This is a genomic window from Streptomyces sp. NBC_00667 (assembly GCF_036226825.1).
In the GTDB taxonomy this organism is placed as follows: Bacteria; Actinomycetota; Actinomycetes; order Streptomycetales; family Streptomycetaceae; genus Streptomyces.
The window spans coordinates 4,888,255-4,901,886 of sequence record NZ_CP109022.1 but is presented as its reverse complement, the minus strand read 5'-3'; the positions used below and the strand labels follow the sequence as shown (position 1 = coordinate 4,901,886).

The window sequence follows — 13,632 nt, the reverse complement described above, 5'->3', positions numbered from 1 at the left end:
GCCCGGCCGGGCCGGTCCGCTGCGGGCCGGGCCCGGCGGCGGAGGTCAGACGCGGGTGCCCTGGTCGCTCACGAGCGTGCCGATCTTCTCACCCTTGACGGCGCGGGCGATATTGCCCTCGGCGAGGAGCTCGAAGACCAGGATCGGAAGCCGGTTGTCGCGGCACAGCGTGATGGCGGTGGCATCGGCGACCTTGAGGTCCCGGGACAGCACCTCGCTGTACTCCAGCGCGTCGAACTTCACCGCGTCGGGGTTGGTCTTCGGGTCGGAGTCGTAGACCCCGTCGACGCCGTTCTTGCCCATGAGCAGGGCTTCCGCGTCGATCTCCAGGGCGCGCTGGGCGGCCGTGGTGTCGGTGGAGAAGTACGGCATGCCCATGCCGGCGCCGAAGATGACGACGCGGCCCTTCTCCAGGTGCCGCACGGCACGCAGCGGGATGTACGGCTCCGCGACCTGGCCCATCGTGATGGCGGTCTGGACGCGGCTGTCGATGCCCTCCTTCTCCAGGAAGTCCTGGAGGGCGAGGCAGTTCATGACCGTGCCGAGCATGCCCATGTAGTCGGAACGGGCACGGTCCATGCCGCGCTGCTGGAGCTCGGCGCCGCGGAAGAAGTTGCCGCCGCCGATGACGATCGCGATCTCCGCGCCGTCACGGACCACGGCAGCGATCTCACGCGCGATGGCGTGCACGACGTCAGGGTCGACGCCCAGCCCGCCGCCGCCGGAGAAGGCCTCGCCCGACAGCTTCAGCATGAAGCGGCGGCCCTTCTTGTCGTGGTCGCTCTTGTCGTCGGAAGCGGTGTGGGGGTCCACGCCCTGATTCATGGGATCTCCTCGTGCACATACGAAGAAGGCCATTGCCGGTGGGTCCTCGCGGTTCCCTCTACGGCAATGGCCTCCTCGTCAGATCTGCGGTCGCCCTGCGCGAGCGCGGACGACTGCTTCAGACCCTACCGGGGTCCGGTGTCCGTCGCGTACGGACGGACTCAGATGCCGACCTTGATGCGGGTGAAGCGCACCAGGGTGACACCGGCCTCGTCCAGGACCTTCTGGACGGACTTCTTGTTGTCCAGCGCGTACGGCTGGCCGAGGAGCGTGGCTTCCTTGAAGAAGCCGTTGACGCGACCCTCGACGATCTTCGGCAGGGCAGCCTCGGGCTTGCCCTCCGCGCGGGTGGTCTCCTCGGCGACGCGACGCTCGCTCTCGACGACCTCGGCCGGGACGTCCTCCTTGGAGAGGTACTTCGGCGCGAAGGCGGCGATGTGCTGGGCGATGCCCTTGGCCAGGTCGGCGTCGGCCTTGTCCAGCTCGACCAGGACACCGATCTGCGGGGGCAGGTCGGGCATGGTGCGGTGCATGTACGCGGAGACGAAGGCACCCTGGTACTGCGCGAAGCGGTCCAGGACGATCTTCTCGCCGAGGTTGGCGTTGGCCTCGTCCACGAACGCCTGCACGGTCTGGCCGGGCTTGATCTCGGAGGCGAGCAGCGCCTCGATGTCCGCCGGGTTGGTGGCGGCCACGTGCTGGGCCAGCTCGTCGGCGACGGCGAGGAACTTCGGGCTCTTCGCGACGAAGTCGGTCTCGCACTTGAGCTCGAGCAGCACGCCGGAGGTGTTGTCGGCGGCGATGAGGGAGGCGACCGCGCCGTTCTCGGCGGAGCGGCCCTCACGCTTGGCAACGCCCTTGAGGCCCTTGACGCGCAGGATCTCGTTGGCCTTCTCGACGTCGCCGTCGGCCTCGACGAGCGCGTTCTTGCAGTCCAGCATGCCGGCGCCGGTGAGCTCGCGGAGCTTCTTGACGTCAGCGGCGGTGTAGTTCGCCATGAGTCTTGGATTCTCTCTCGAAGTCGTAGATCCAGGGTGAGCGGCGGAGGAGTCGCGCTCGTGGCGCGGCTCCCCCGCCGTCATCGTCCGTGCTGTGAGTGCCCGGCGCGTGAACGCCGGGCGCCCCCAGTGGGTCAGGCCTGCTCGGCGTCGGCGGCCGGAGCCTCGACGACGGTCTCGGCCTCGGCCTCGGCGGCCGGAGCCTCGACAGCGGCCTCGGCCGGGGCGGCCTCGGCGGCCGGCTCGTCGGCCTTCTTCTCGCCCTCGAGCAGGTCGCGCTCCCACTCGGCGAGCGGCTCGGCGGCGGCCTTCTCGCCCGGCTTCGAGTCACCGGTCGCAGCGCCGGAACGGGCGATGAGGCCCTCGGCGACGGCGTCGGCGATCACGCGGGTGAGCAGGGTGACGGAGCGGATCGCGTCGTCGTTGCCCGGGATCTTGTAGTCGACCTCGTCGGGGTCGCAGTTGGTGTCGAGGATCGCGACGACCGGGATGTGGAGCTTGCGCGCCTCACCGACGGCGATGTGCTCCTTCTTGGTGTCGACGATCCAGACGGCGCTGGGGACCTTCGACATCTCGCGGATACCACCGAGGGTCTTCTCCAGCTTGATCTTCTCGCGGGAGAGGACCAGGAGCTCCTTCTTGGTGAGACCCGAGGCGGCGACGTCCTCGAAGTCGATCGCCTCAAGCTCCTTCAGACGCTGGAGGCGCTTGTAGACGGTGGAGAAGTTGGTGAGCATGCCACCGAGCCAGCGCTGGTTGACGTACGGCATGCCGACGCGCGTCGCCTGCTCGGCGATCGCTTCCTGCGCCTGCTTCTTGGTACCGACGAACATGATGGAGCCACCGTGCGCGACGGTCTCCTTCACGAACTCGTAGGCGCGGTCGATGTACGACAGCGACTGGAGCAGGTCGATGATGTAGATGCCGTTGCGCTCGGTGAAGATGAAGCGCTTCATCTTCGGGTTCCAGCGACGGGTCTGGTGACCGAAGTGGACGCCGCTTTCCAGCAGCTCCCGCATCGTTACGACGGCCATGGCCATCTCCTTGTTTTCTCGGTTTGGTTCCTGACGCCCCGACGCGCCCTGCCCCCGAAGAAGGGGACCGAGAGACGCTCTCACCTGGCCTGACGGGCCGGTGCTGGGGCGTGCGAAGTCGACCCGGTGACCCGGATCGCCACAAGAAGTGTACGGGACCCGGCGGTATGCCGGGTGACGCGCTTGTCCACACCGTCCGGGTTGTCCACAGGCCCGGACGCCGCCCGGAGGCGGCGCGGGAGGCTGTCCCGCATGACGACACTGCTGCTCACCCTGCTCGTGGCGCTGTCCCAGGCGCTCACCTCCGCCGTCCGCCCGCTGCCGCCGCCCCTGGTGGTGGCGCGGTGGTGGGACCCGCCCCCGACGCCGTACGCGGCCGGTCACCGGGGGGTGGACCTGGCGGCGCCCGTGGGGGCGCGGCTGCGCGCCGTGGGGCCCGGCCGGGTGTACTACGCCGGGCAGGTCGCGGGGCGCGGGGTGCTGTCCCTGACCCTGCCGGGCGGCCTGCGCACCACGTACGAGCCGGTCCGGCCGCTCGTGGCGGAGGGCGAGGAGGTCGCGGCGGGGCAGGTGGTGGCGGTGCTGACGGAGGGCGCCCACTGCCAGGAGCCCTGCCTGCACTGGGGGCTGCTGGCGGGCGGTACGTACCTCAACCCGCTGACCCTGCTCCCGCGCCCGGCCCCGAGGCTGCTCCCGACGTCGCCGCCGGGCGGCGGCTGAGACCGGCGCCGCTCGGGCCCGGACCGCTCGGGCCACGACCGCTCGGGCCACGACCGCTCGGGCCACGACCGCTCAGGCCCGGACCGCCCAGCCCCGGACCGCCCAGCCCCGGACCGCCCAGCCCCGGACCGCTCAGCCCCGGACGCCGCGCAGGGCCATCGCGACCGCCGCCTCCGTCACCACGGCCGGGTCCTCGGCGGCGCCGAGCTCGATCCGCCGGACCGCCGCGTCCACGACCCCCTGGAGCAGCATCGCGGCCAGCTTCGGCTCCGCCTGGCCGAGGGCGCCCAGCGCCTCGACGATCATCGCGACCAGTCCGCCGTGCGCCGCGCGGATCTTCTCCCGCGCACCGGCGTCCAGCTCACTGGCCGAGATCGCCACCACCGCCCGGTGGCGGCGGTCCCCGACCAGCCCGAGCTGGCTGCGGACGTAGGCCTCGATCTTCGTCTCGGGCGTCGGGGCCGCCTCCATCGCCGCTTCGATCTCGGCGGCCCAGACGGGGAAGTCCACCGCGCACAGCTCCTCGACGACCGCCGCGCGGGAGCGGAAGTACTCGTACACGGAGGACCGGGCGAGCCCGGTGCGCTGGGCCAGGGCGGGGAAGGTCAGGGCCTCCGTACCGCCTTCGGACAGCAGGGAACGGGCGGCGTCCAACAGGGCGTCGCGCTGCATCGACCGGTGCTCGGCCACGGAGGCCGCTCGAATCCTTGGCACCCGACCACTCTACGGAGCAACGGCCGCCAGGACACGGGTCATCGACGCAAGGGGCGGCCGGCCGCGCCGCCGACCGTGCCCGTCGTCACCGGCCGACGTCCGCGAGCTTGGCCCGCAGCTGGAGCACGGACTTGGTGTGGATCTGGCTGACCCGGCTCTCGGTGACGCCCAGCACGTTGCCGATCTCCGCGAGGGTGAGGCCCTCGTAGTAGTACAGGGTGACGACCGTCTTCTCCCGCTCGGGCAGCGTGTTGATCGCGCGGGCCAGCAGTCTGCGCAGCTCGCGGTCCTCGGCCACCTCCACCGGGTCGTCGGCGGCGTGGTCCTCCAGGGTGTCCATGAGCGAGAGGCGGTCCCCGCCTTCGCCGCCGACGTGCAGCAGCTCCTCCAGGGCGACCACGTTCGCCAGCGACAGCTGGCTGAACACGGTGTGGAGCTCCTCCACCCCGATCCCCATCTCCCCGGCCACCTCGTGCTCGGTCGGGGTGCGCCGCAGCTGGGCCTCCAGCGTGGCGTACGCGCGCTCCACGGCCCGCGCCTTCTGCCGGACCGAGCGGGGGATCCAGTCCAGCGCCCGCAGTTCGTCGATCATCGCGCCGCGGATCCGGGTGATGGCGTACGTCTCGAACTTGATGGACCGCTCGATGTCGAACTTCTCGATGGCGTCGATGAGCCCGAAGACGCCGGAGGAGACGAAGTCGGCCTGTTCGACGTTGGGCGGCAGGCCCACGCTGACCCGGCCGGCCACGTACTTCACCAGCGGTGAGTAGTGCAGGATCAGCTGCTCCCGCAGCCTCTCGTCACCCGAGTCCTTGTACGAGCGCCACAGCACCTCCAGGGACGAGGGCGCGGTGGACCGCACACTGCCGCCGCGGGCAGCGGGGGGCACCGCAGCGCGGTCAGACCCTGAGGTGTGCTGGGGCATGCTTCGCCTTTGCCGGAGCCGGATTCCTTGGGAGCGTAGCGTGACGGAAGTGTCGCGGTGCGCGAAGAGTACGGGATGGCGCGGGGCCGCAAGAGCGCCCCGAACGGCACGGACGGGCCGGGACCGGCGCTTGGCGCACGGTCCCGGCGACCGCCCCCGGGAAGACCGCGTCTCTCATCGGCGTCACTCTTTCACCGGAACGCCCCAGGTCAACGACCGCCTCGCCGGGTGCCACCGGTTCGAGTGCCTCCCCGGGGCGTGCGCGCGGTCAACTGCCAGGCGTCGCCCTGCCGTTCGACGAACCCCAGAGAGTGAAGTTCGTACAGTCTGCCGATGACTTCATCGGTGCCGGTGCCGGCGGCGAGGGCCACCTCCGCCAACTGCGCCGGGCGGCCCGCCGGGAGGGCTTCGAGCACCCGGGCGGCGGCCGGGTCCAGCAGGTCCCGGGGCAACACCGGGCCCCGCCGTTCGGGGGCCAGCTCGCCCATGCCGCCGACCAGCTCGACCACCTCGGCCGCGTCCGTGACGAGCACCGCCTCGCCGCGCAGCAGTTCGTGGACACCGGCCGACAGGGAGCTGGTCGCGGGGCCCGGGACGCCCATCGTGAAGCGCCCCAGCTCACGGGCCCGTCTGGCGGTGACCAGGGAGCCGCTGCGCACGGCCGCCTCCACGACCACCGTGCCCCTGGTGAGGGCGGCGATGACCCGGTTGCGGAGCACGAACCGGCTCGGCGTGGGGTGGCTGCCGGGCGGCAGCTCGCCCAGCACCACACCTTGGCCCGCGATCCGGCCGAGCAGCCCGGCGTGGCCGCGCGGGTAGGCCACGTCCGCCCCGCAGGCCAGCACCGCGACCGTGGCTCCGCCCGAGGCGAGGGCCCCGCGGTGGGCCGCTCCGTCGATCCCGTAGGCCGCCCCGGAGACCACCACCCAGCCGCGCTCGGCGAGACCGGCCGCCAGGGTCTGCGCCATGTGGGCCCCGTACGGGGTGCAGGCCCGGGCCCCGACCAGGGCGACCGAGCGCAGCGCCCAGGTCCGCAGGTCCGCCCCGCCGCGCACCCACAGCCCGACCGGCCGGGCGTCACCGAGGTCGTCCAGCTGGGTCGGCCACTGCGCCGACCCGGGGCAGATGAACCGCACCCCTGCTTCGGCGGCCTCCGCCAGGTCGCGCCGGGGGTCGGCGAGGGCGGCCCGTCTGCGGTATCCGGCGAGCCGCTCCGGCCCCACCCCGGTCGGGCGCCGCTCCCCCGGCTCCGGGTCCGTTCCGGTCAGCAGCCGTATCAGGCCCACGGCGCCGAACTCCCGCAGCCAGCGCCCGCCGTGCTCGTCCCCGGGCTCCAGCACCCGGGTCAGCGCGGCCCGCGCCAACAGCTCCGCCCCGGGGCCGCCCGACCCCGCCGCACCGGGTTCCCGGGTCTCCGGCTCCGCCCCCTCCGCTCCGGCCGCCCGGGACCCACCGCCCGACTCCGGCTCCGCCGCTCCCGCCTGCCCGGGCCCGGCGTCCGGCTCTTCCCCGGGACTCATGACCCTGCCGCCATCGCCAGCGTCGCCCCGCGGGCGATCCCGGTGCGCAGCTCCAGCGCGACGGCCACGTCCAGGGCGTCGGGGCGCTCGTTGCCGCGCAGGTCGGCCACGGTCCAGGCGACCCGCAGCACCCGGTCCAGCCCCCGCGCCGTGAGCAGCCCCCGCTCCATGTCCCGCTCGGCCTGGGCCAGCGCGCCCGGGCCTGCCTGCCAGCGGGTGCGCAGCTCGTGCCCGGGCACCTCCGAGTTGAGCCGCCACGGGGTGCCGTCGAGCCGGGCGGCGGCCCGGTCGCGGGCTTCTCGGACCCGGTCGGCGACCACCGCGGTGGCTTCGCCCCGGCCGCCGTGCCCCAGCAGGTCGGAGCGGGTGACGGGTTCCACCTCCACGCGCAGGTCGACCCGGTCGAGCAGCGGCCCGGACAGTCTCGCCTGGTAGCGCCGGATCACCGAGGCCGGGCATTCGCAGCCGGCCCCTTGGAGCGTGTGCCGCCCGCACGGGCAGGGGTTGGCGGCGAGGACCATCAGGAAGCGGGCCGGCAGCCTTACCACCCCGGCGGCCCGGGCGATGACCACGTGCCCCGCTTCGAGGGGCTGGCGCAGCGCGTCCAGCGCCTTCGCGCCGAACTCGGCCGCCTCGTCCAGGAACAGCACGCCCCGGTGGGCCAGGGAGACCGCCCCGGGCCTGGGCACCCCCGCCCCGCCGCCGACCAGGGACTGCATGGTCGCGGAGTGGTGCGGGGCGCAGTAGGGCGGCCGGGCGAGCAGGGGTTCACCGGGCGGCAGGATTCCCGCGACCGAGTGGACAGCCGTCACCTCCAGGGAATCCTGTCGGGTGAGCGGCGGAAGGATCCAGGGCAGCCTTTCGGCGAGCATCGTCTTGCCCGCGCCCGGAGGCCCGCTGAGGAAGAGGTGGTGCCCTCCTGAGGCCGCCACCTCCAGGGCCCGGCGTGCCGCGTGCTGCCCGGCGACATCGGCGAGGTCCGGGAGGTCGGGGCCGTCCCCGCCGCCCCCGCGGGAGATTCCGGTGCCCAGCCCCGCGCCCGGTACCAGCAGCCCTGCCAGCATCGGATCGGGGCGCCCGGCGGCCGGGTCCTCTTCCTCGGGCACGACCCCGTCGGTCAGGACGGCGATCAGCTGCCGCAGGCTCCGTACCCCGAGCACCGAGACGTCCGGGACGAGCATCGCCTCGGCGGCGCACTGTTGCGGGACCACCACCTGCCGGTACCCGGCCTCGGCGGCGGCCAGGACGGCGGGCAGGACTCCCCGCACGGGCCGCACCCGGCCGTCCAGACCGAGCTCCCCGATCAGGACCAGATCGGCGATGGCGCCCGGGTCGACCACCTCGGCGGCACCGAGCACGGCCGCCGCCACCGCCAGGTCGAAGCCGGCCCCGGACTTGGGTACGGAGGCCGGACTGAGTCCGACCGTGAGCTTCTTCTGCGGCCAGGACGCGCCGGAGTTGACCACCGCGGCCCGCACCCGGTCCCGGCTCTCGACCAGCGTCTTGTCGGGAAGCCCCACCAGGGTGAAGGCCGCGACGCCCGGCTCCAGGTCGGCCTGGACCTCGACCACCACGCCCTCGACCCCCACCAGCGCCACCGAGCAGGCCCGCGCGAACCCCATCAGGCGGCCCCCCTGACGTGTTCCACCACGGGCGCACCGCGCCGCGGCAGCAGGATCCCGACGAGGTCGATCCGCACGCCGCCCGGAGGGGGTCCCCCGTGATCGGCCAGCCAGCGCCCCGCGAGCCGGCGCAGCCGCTCGGCCTTGCCGGGCCGGACCGCGGCCATGGGGTGCTCGAACACCCCCTGCCCGGCCTCCCCCGCCCTGCGCGTCTTCACCTCGCACACGACGAGGCAGTCACCGTCCCGCGCGACGATGTCGATCTCCCCGCTGCGGCACCGCCAGTTCCGGGCGATCACCGACATCCCGGACTCGGTGAGCCGCCGTACCGCCAGTTCCTCGCCGTACCGGCCCAATGCCTGCTGCTGCGCCACGCTCTTCGCGTTCATCCGGCACCACCTCCGGCACCGACGATCGCGCGTCCCCGTCCCCCGTGTGGATCTTGGTGGACAACAGGGGCGTTGTGGAAAACACGCTCACCCCTGCGGGTGACACGAGGCCCCCGGGCCGGCCCCGCCGCGGCTCCGGCGGCGGGCCGATCAGCTGCCGGGAAGTTCGAGGTCGCTCTTGTTGAGCTCCTCGATGTTCACGTCCTTGAAGGTCAGCACGCGCACCTGCTTGACGAAGCGGGCCGGACGGTACATGTCCCAGACCCACGCGTCGGCCATGGTGACCTCGAAGAAGACCTCCCCCTGGACCGAGTGCACCTGCATCTCGTAGTCGTTGGTGAGGTAGAAACGGCGTTCCGTCTCGATCACGTACTTGAACAGACCGACGACGTCGCGGTACTCCCGATAGAGCTTCAGCTCCATCTCGGTCTCGTACTTTTCGAGGTCCTCGGCACTCATGGCATGTTCCCCTTCAGCCGTGCGTCCCCCTATTGTGCGCCAGAGCCCCGGGCCCCTAAACGATTTCGGGGGCCAGGACCACCGGCGCACCCGGAGGACCGTCGTCGAGCAGCGTACGGAGCAACCCGGCGAGTCTGGTCGGGTACACCGTCTCACGTGCCGAGAGAAGTTCCTCGGAGGTCCACCACCTCGCTCCCGTGACGGTGCGCCGCTCCAGCTCCGTGAACCCGGTCGTCACCGTCGCGGTCCGGCTCGTCCGGGCGAGGAAGTACCACTCGTCCTGTTCCCAGCGCCGTCCGTCGAAGGGGAAGGCGCAGTACCGGTGCCACAGGACCGGCCCCAGCTCCACGTCGGTGATGCCGGTCTCCTCCGCGAGTTCCCGCAGTGCGGCCTCCGCACGCGTCTCGGTGCCCTCCACCCCGCCGCCGGGGGTGAACCACCAGTCGTTCGCGGGGTCGCCCGGTTCGAAGCCGTGCAGCAGCAGGATCCGGTCCTGCGGGTCCAGCAGGATGACCCGGGACACCTTGCGGACCTCGTCAGCGGGCATCGACGCGCTCCCGCCGGCGCCCGCGGCCCAGCACCCGCGTGACGGGCCCGTAGGCGGCCCCCAGCACCACGAGTGCGGCCCCGGCGACCACCGCGGCGAGCTGGAGCCGCAGCGGCCCCGGCCGGGAGGTCCCGCCGGGGAGCGCGGCGTACGTCCCGGGCCGCTCCACCATCGCCATCGACGGCCACGCCAGCGCGTCCACCCGGGCACTGACCGCCGAGCGGGCCACGGTCCCCTGTCCGCTCTCCTGGAGGTGGGCCCGGGAGTCCAGCGAGCCCGCGCGGTGGTCACCGAGCAGGAAGAGGTTGTCCTCGGGGACCTTCACCTCGAAGGTGGTGTCGGACGCGCCCCCGGGCACCGGGACGGTCGCCGGATCCAGGGGGGTGGGCCGGGCGTCGTCGAGGTAGGGCTCGTCCAGTTCCTTGCCGTTCACCGTGAGCTTGCCGCCCGTGCCGCAGCACTTCACGGTGTCGCCGCCGACCGCGACCACCCGCTTGACCATGGGCGAGTCACTCCACATGGAATCAGTGAAGATGACCACGTCGCCGCGGCGCACCTGGTCGCCGTCGATCCGCTGTGCAAGCACCCGGTCGCCGGGCCGCACGGTCGGCACCATCGAGTCGGTCGGCACCGTGTACGGCTGGTAGGTCAGCGCCCCCCAGACGAAACCTCCGAGGAAGAGCACAAAGCCGATGGCCACGGCGATTCCCGACAACACGTTGCCGAGACCACCGTGGCCCTTGCCGCCGGCCCGTATGCCGTGCGTACCGCTCGCTCTTGTTCCGCCCATTGCAGCAGCCCCCACACTCGGGATCGTCGACCTGGGCGGCACCCTACCCGGCGGTACGGCCGCCGGTCAGCTTCCGCCTGCGCCACAGGACGACGGGGACCGCGCCCGTCAGCCCCAGGGCCGCCGGCGCGAGTCCGACCGGCGCCAGCCCCGAGGCGTCGAGACCGAGTGCGGCGGCCTTGGCCTGGTGGCCGATGCCGGGCTGGTCGAAGGTGTCCGGAACCGGGAGGGTGGCCCAGCGGGTGACGGGCCACGCGACCACCACGGCCCGGCCGACGACGTCCTTGACCGGCACGAAGCCCTGGGTGGAGTCCTGCATGTGGTAGCGGGAGTCTTGCGAGTTCTGCCGGTGGTCGCCCATCACCCAGATCTTGCCCTTGGGGACGGTGATCGGGCCGAACGGGGCGTCGTCGCAGGGCGTGTTGCCGGGGTAGATGTACGGCTCGTCGAGCGCCTTGCCGTTGACGACGACCGGGCCGCCCCGCTTGCACTCGACCGTGTCACCGCCGATGGCGATGGTCCGCTTGATCAGGTCCTTCTCCTCGGCGGACGGCATCAGGCCGATCCAGCTGAGGGCCTTCTGCGCGAAGTTCGGCTCCGGGGTGGCCTCGCCCGCGAGCCAGTTGGCGGGGTCGTGGAAGACCACGACCTCACCGCGCTCGGGCTCCGAGCCGAACCACGGGGTCAGCTTGTCCACGAGCACCCGGTCACCGCGCTGGAGGGTGTTCTGCATCGACTCCGACGGGATCGAGAACGCCTGCACCAGGAAGGTCTTGATCAGCAGGGCCAGCAGCAGGGCGATGCCGATGAGGAGCGGCAGCTCCTTCCAGAACGAACGCTGGGGGCGCGCCCCGGCTCCGCCCTTCTCGGTCTCGCTCTCGACGCCGTCCTCCGGCCGCTCGGCACCTTCGTCGCGTCCGGACCGCGCGCCTACCGCCACATCCCCCACATCCACTCCCTCACTCGCAATCGCCGCCCGTGCCGGTACGGACACGGGCCCTCCCCTCCCTTAACGAGCGGGAGTTCCCTAAGGCGCGGGAGACCGAGGACACACTATGCGAACCGCGTGCCCCGACGCCGTCCACCGCGGCCGCGCCGTCCGCGCCGCGCCTGATCGGGCACCGTGAGGAAGGTGGCGGGCTGTTCCAGCTGCCGCCAGTGGGCGTAGGGCCAGGCGATCACCACGGCCCGCCCCACCACCCCGTTCTCGTCGATCGTGCCCTGGAACCCCTCGTCGAGGTGGTAGCGGGAATCGGCCGAGTTGGCCCGGTGGTCACCCATCACGAAGAGCCGGCCCTGCGGCACCTTCACCTCGAACGGGATCTCCGACGGGGCGTTGCCGGGATTCACGTAAGGCTCATCAAGCGGCGTCCCGTTGACGGTGATCCGCCCCCGGGAGTCGCAGCACTTGACGGTGTCGCCGCCGACGCCGATGACCCGCTTGATCAGGTCCTGTTCGTCCGCCGAGGGCAGCAGGCCGATGAAGGTCAGGGTCTCCTTGATCTGCTTGACGACGACCGGGTCCTTGCCCGGCCGGGCCGCCTCGCCCTTGAGCCAGCCGCCCGGGTCCTTGAACACCACGACGTCGCCCCGCTCCACCTTGGAGCCGAACCACGGCGTGAGCTTGTCCACCAGGACCCGGTCGCCGATCCGGATCGTCTGCTCCATGGAGCCCGACGGGATGAAGAAGGCCTGTACCAGGAAGGTCTTGAGGAGCAGGGCGATGCACAGCGCGACGACCACCAGCAGGGGCAGTTCCCCCGCCCTGCGGGTCCGTCTGCGCCGGCGGACCCGGCGCGCCAGCCGGCGGCGCTCGGCCCGGCCGCCCTCCGGTTGCGGCGGCGCCTGCGCCGCCCGTTCGGGCTCCGGCTCCGGCTCGGGGTCCCGCCCGCGGTCCTGCCTGCCCCTCGGCCGCCCCCGGCTACCCATGTCCGCCCCCCGCGGTTCCCGCCGCGCCCCAGCGCGACACGGGCCAGCCGATCCAGTCGGCCCGTCCGATCACCTCGTCCACCGGCACCATTCCCCCGCCCGGCTCGCCCAGGTGGTCCCGGGAGTCCCTCGACTGGGACCGGTGATCGCCCATGACCCACAGGGTCCCAAGGGGCACGACGATCCGGAAGGGCACCTTCGAGGAGGTGTCGCCCGGGTAGAGGTACGGCTCGTCCACCGGAACCCCGTTCACCTTCATCCGGCCGTTCTCGTCGCAGACCACGTCGTCGCCGCCGACGCCGATGACCCGCTTCACGAAATCGGTGTCGGAGGGCTCCGCCAGCCCGAGCACCGAGGCCGCGTCATGCAGGGCCGAGCCGATCGGATCGCCCTGCGGCCCCTCCGGGACGAAGGAGCCCCTGCCGTCGAAGACGACCACGTCCCCGCGCTTCGGCTGGTCGCCGAAACGGTACGCCAGCTTGTTGACCAGCACCCGGTCCCCGACCCGGAGCGTCGGCTCCATCGACCGGCTGGGGATCAGGAAGGGCTGCAGGACGAAGTTGCCGAGCAGCAGCACGAAGACCGTGCAGGCCAGCCCCAGCAGCCCGGCCCGCCGCCAGGTCAGCCCACGGGGGGCCAACGCACGGCGCGGCCGCCCCTCCCCCTGGTCGGGGGAAGGGCGGCCGCGCTGGGTGAGCTCTGCTTCGGTGTCCATCGTGGGGGAGCCTATCCGGCCGCCCCCGGGACCCGGAGGGGAGATCAGCGGTCGCGCTTCTCCTTGATCTTCGCGGCCTTGCCGCGGAGCTCACGGAGGAAGTACAGCTTGGCGCGACGCACGTCACCGCGGGTGACGACCTCGATCTTCTCGAAGATCGGGGAGTTCACCGGGAAGGTGCGCTCGACACCGACGCTGAAGGAGACCTTGCGAACGGTGAAGGTCTCGGAGACGCCAGAGCCCTGGCGACGGATGACAACACCCTTGAACTGCTGGATACGGGAGCGGTTGCCCTCGATGACGCGGACGTGCACGTTGATCGTGTCACCCGGGCGGAAGGCCGGGACGTCGGAGCGGATCGAGGCGGCGTTGACGCCATCGAGCAGGTGAGACATGTTCTTCGTCTGCTTTCTTCGCACGACGCCACAGGCCGCCGGTGCGGATT

General features: G+C 72.3%; 16 protein-coding genes. 1 reads left to right on the top strand and 15 read right to left on the bottom strand.

The features are described from left to right. Positions 1 to 45: 45 nt before the first annotated feature. From pyrH to rpsB, 3 genes are all read right to left on the bottom strand, one after another. Complete coding sequence (pyrH, locus tag OHA81_RS22845) at positions 46 to 825, bottom strand: UMP kinase (RefSeq protein WP_136213434.1); 780 nt, start codon at positions 823 to 825, stop codon at positions 46 to 48. 161 nt (positions 826 to 986) lie between these two features. Beyond that, complete coding sequence (gene tsf, locus OHA81_RS22840; protein ID WP_136213433.1) at positions 987 to 1,823, bottom strand: translation elongation factor Ts; 837 nt, start codon at positions 1,821 to 1,823, stop codon at positions 987 to 989. 134 nt (positions 1,824 to 1,957) lie between these two features. Then, positions 1,958 to 2,857 (bottom strand): 30S ribosomal protein S2, encoded by a 900-nt coding sequence (gene rpsB / locus OHA81_RS22835; protein ID WP_329198701.1) that lies wholly within the window; start codon positions 2,855 to 2,857, stop codon positions 1,958 to 1,960. A gap of 252 nt (positions 2,858 to 3,109) precedes the next feature. Here rpsB and OHA81_RS22830 point away from each other — a divergent pair, with 252 nt between their 5' ends. After that, positions 3,110 to 3,577, top strand: a complete 468-nt coding sequence (locus tag OHA81_RS22830; RefSeq protein ID WP_329198699.1) for a M23 family metallopeptidase — start codon at positions 3,110 to 3,112, stop codon at positions 3,575 to 3,577. A 132-nt stretch (positions 3,578 to 3,709) separates the two neighbouring features. On the opposite strand, the gene OHA81_RS22825 is transcribed toward OHA81_RS22830, so the two are convergent. The 12 genes from OHA81_RS22825 to rplS form a co-directional block, all read right to left on the bottom strand. Further along, the gene (locus OHA81_RS22825) at positions 3,710 to 4,267 is read right to left on the bottom strand and encodes a TetR/AcrR family transcriptional regulator (protein WP_329202481.1); all 558 of its coding nucleotides are present in this window, start codon (positions 4,265 to 4,267) and stop codon (positions 3,710 to 3,712) included. Between the two features lie 109 nt (positions 4,268 to 4,376). After that, a complete protein-coding gene (whiG, locus tag OHA81_RS22820; protein WP_136213430.1) occupies positions 4,377 to 5,216 on the bottom strand; it encodes an RNA polymerase sigma factor WhiG in 840 nt (279 codons plus the stop codon). Positions 5,217 to 5,425: 209 nt separating this feature from the next. Beyond that, positions 5,426 to 6,736, bottom strand: a complete 1,311-nt coding sequence (gene dprA, locus OHA81_RS22815; protein ID WP_329198697.1) for a DNA-processing protein DprA — start codon at positions 6,734 to 6,736, stop codon at positions 5,426 to 5,428. Then, the gene (locus tag OHA81_RS22810; protein ID WP_329198696.1) at positions 6,733 to 8,358 is read right to left on the bottom strand and encodes a YifB family Mg chelatase-like AAA ATPase; all 1,626 of its coding nucleotides are present in this window, start codon (positions 8,356 to 8,358) and stop codon (positions 6,733 to 6,735) included. The genes dprA and OHA81_RS22810 overlap by 4 nt, the downstream gene beginning before the upstream one ends. Continuing rightward, positions 8,358 to 8,747, bottom strand: coding sequence for a YraN family protein (locus tag OHA81_RS22805; RefSeq protein WP_329198694.1), 390 nt, complete (start codon positions 8,745 to 8,747; stop codon positions 8,358 to 8,360). The genes OHA81_RS22810 and OHA81_RS22805 overlap by 1 nt, the downstream gene beginning before the upstream one ends. A gap of 150 nt (positions 8,748 to 8,897) precedes the next feature. After that, positions 8,898 to 9,206, bottom strand: coding sequence for a DUF2469 domain-containing protein (locus tag OHA81_RS22800; protein WP_006139554.1), 309 nt, complete (start codon positions 9,204 to 9,206; stop codon positions 8,898 to 8,900). Positions 9,207 to 9,261: 55 nt separating this feature from the next. Then, positions 9,262 to 9,753: an NUDIX hydrolase gene (locus OHA81_RS22795; protein ID WP_329198692.1), complete on the bottom strand. Its 492-nt coding sequence runs from the start codon at positions 9,751 to 9,753 to the stop codon at positions 9,262 to 9,264. Then, complete coding sequence (gene lepB, locus OHA81_RS22790) at positions 9,743 to 10,543, bottom strand: signal peptidase I (RefSeq protein WP_329202479.1); 801 nt, start codon at positions 10,541 to 10,543, stop codon at positions 9,743 to 9,745. Before lepB (OHA81_RS22790) ends, OHA81_RS22795 begins: the two co-directional genes overlap by 11 nt. Before the next feature lie 43 nt (positions 10,544 to 10,586). Further along, complete coding sequence (gene lepB / locus OHA81_RS22785; protein ID WP_443056622.1) at positions 10,587 to 11,492, bottom strand: signal peptidase I; 906 nt, start codon at positions 11,490 to 11,492, stop codon at positions 10,587 to 10,589. 104 nt (positions 11,493 to 11,596) lie between these two features. Beyond that, positions 11,597 to 12,472, bottom strand: a complete 876-nt coding sequence (gene lepB, locus OHA81_RS22780) for a signal peptidase I (protein WP_329198690.1) — start codon at positions 12,470 to 12,472, stop codon at positions 11,597 to 11,599. Then, complete coding sequence (gene lepB / locus OHA81_RS22775) at positions 12,465 to 13,187, bottom strand: signal peptidase I (RefSeq protein ID WP_329198688.1); 723 nt, start codon at positions 13,185 to 13,187, stop codon at positions 12,465 to 12,467. The genes lepB (OHA81_RS22780) and lepB (OHA81_RS22775) overlap by 8 nt, the downstream gene beginning before the upstream one ends. A 44-nt stretch (positions 13,188 to 13,231) precedes the next feature. After that, positions 13,232 to 13,582, bottom strand: a complete 351-nt coding sequence (gene rplS, locus OHA81_RS22770) for a 50S ribosomal protein L19 (protein ID WP_136213356.1) — start codon at positions 13,580 to 13,582, stop codon at positions 13,232 to 13,234. Positions 13,583 to 13,632 lie beyond the last annotated feature (50 nt).

Excerpts from the sequence above, each read along its gene's own strand:
- pyrH (WP_136213434.1), bottom strand. The coding sequence starts at position 825 with ATGAATCAGGGCGTGGACCCCCACACCGCTTCCGACGACAAGAGCGAC.
- tsf (WP_136213433.1), bottom strand. The coding sequence starts at position 1,823 with ATGGCGAACTACACCGCCGCTGACGTCAAGAAGCTCCGCGAGCTCACC.
- rpsB (WP_329198701.1), bottom strand. The coding sequence starts at position 2,857 with ATGGCCGTCGTAACGATGCGGGAGCTGCTGGAAAGCGGCGTCCACTTC.
- OHA81_RS22830 (WP_329198699.1), top strand. The coding sequence starts at position 3,110 with ATGACGACACTGCTGCTCACCCTGCTCGTGGCGCTGTCCCAGGCGCTC.
- whiG (WP_136213430.1), bottom strand. The coding sequence starts at position 5,216 with ATGCCCCAGCACACCTCAGGGTCTGACCGCGCTGCGGTGCCCCCCGCT.
- dprA (WP_329198697.1), bottom strand. The coding sequence starts at position 6,736 with ATGAGTCCCGGGGAAGAGCCGGACGCCGGGCCCGGGCAGGCGGGAGCG.
- OHA81_RS22810 (WP_329198696.1), bottom strand. The coding sequence starts at position 8,358 with ATGGGGTTCGCGCGGGCCTGCTCGGTGGCGCTGGTGGGGGTCGAGGGC.
- OHA81_RS22805 (WP_329198694.1), bottom strand. The coding sequence starts at position 8,747 with ATGAACGCGAAGAGCGTGGCGCAGCAGCAGGCATTGGGCCGGTACGGC.
- OHA81_RS22800 (WP_006139554.1), bottom strand. The coding sequence starts at position 9,206 with ATGAGTGCCGAGGACCTCGAAAAGTACGAGACCGAGATGGAGCTGAAG.
- OHA81_RS22795 (WP_329198692.1), bottom strand. The coding sequence starts at position 9,753 with ATGCCCGCTGACGAGGTCCGCAAGGTGTCCCGGGTCATCCTGCTGGAC.
- lepB (WP_329202479.1), bottom strand. The coding sequence starts at position 10,543 with ATGGGCGGAACAAGAGCGAGCGGTACGCACGGCATACGGGCCGGCGGC.
- lepB (WP_329198690.1), bottom strand. The coding sequence starts at position 12,472 with ATGGGTAGCCGGGGGCGGCCGAGGGGCAGGCAGGACCGCGGGCGGGAC.
- lepB (WP_329198688.1), bottom strand. The coding sequence starts at position 13,187 with ATGGACACCGAAGCAGAGCTCACCCAGCGCGGCCGCCCTTCCCCCGAC.
- rplS (WP_136213356.1), bottom strand. The coding sequence starts at position 13,582 with ATGTCTCACCTGCTCGATGGCGTCAACGCCGCCTCGATCCGCTCCGAC.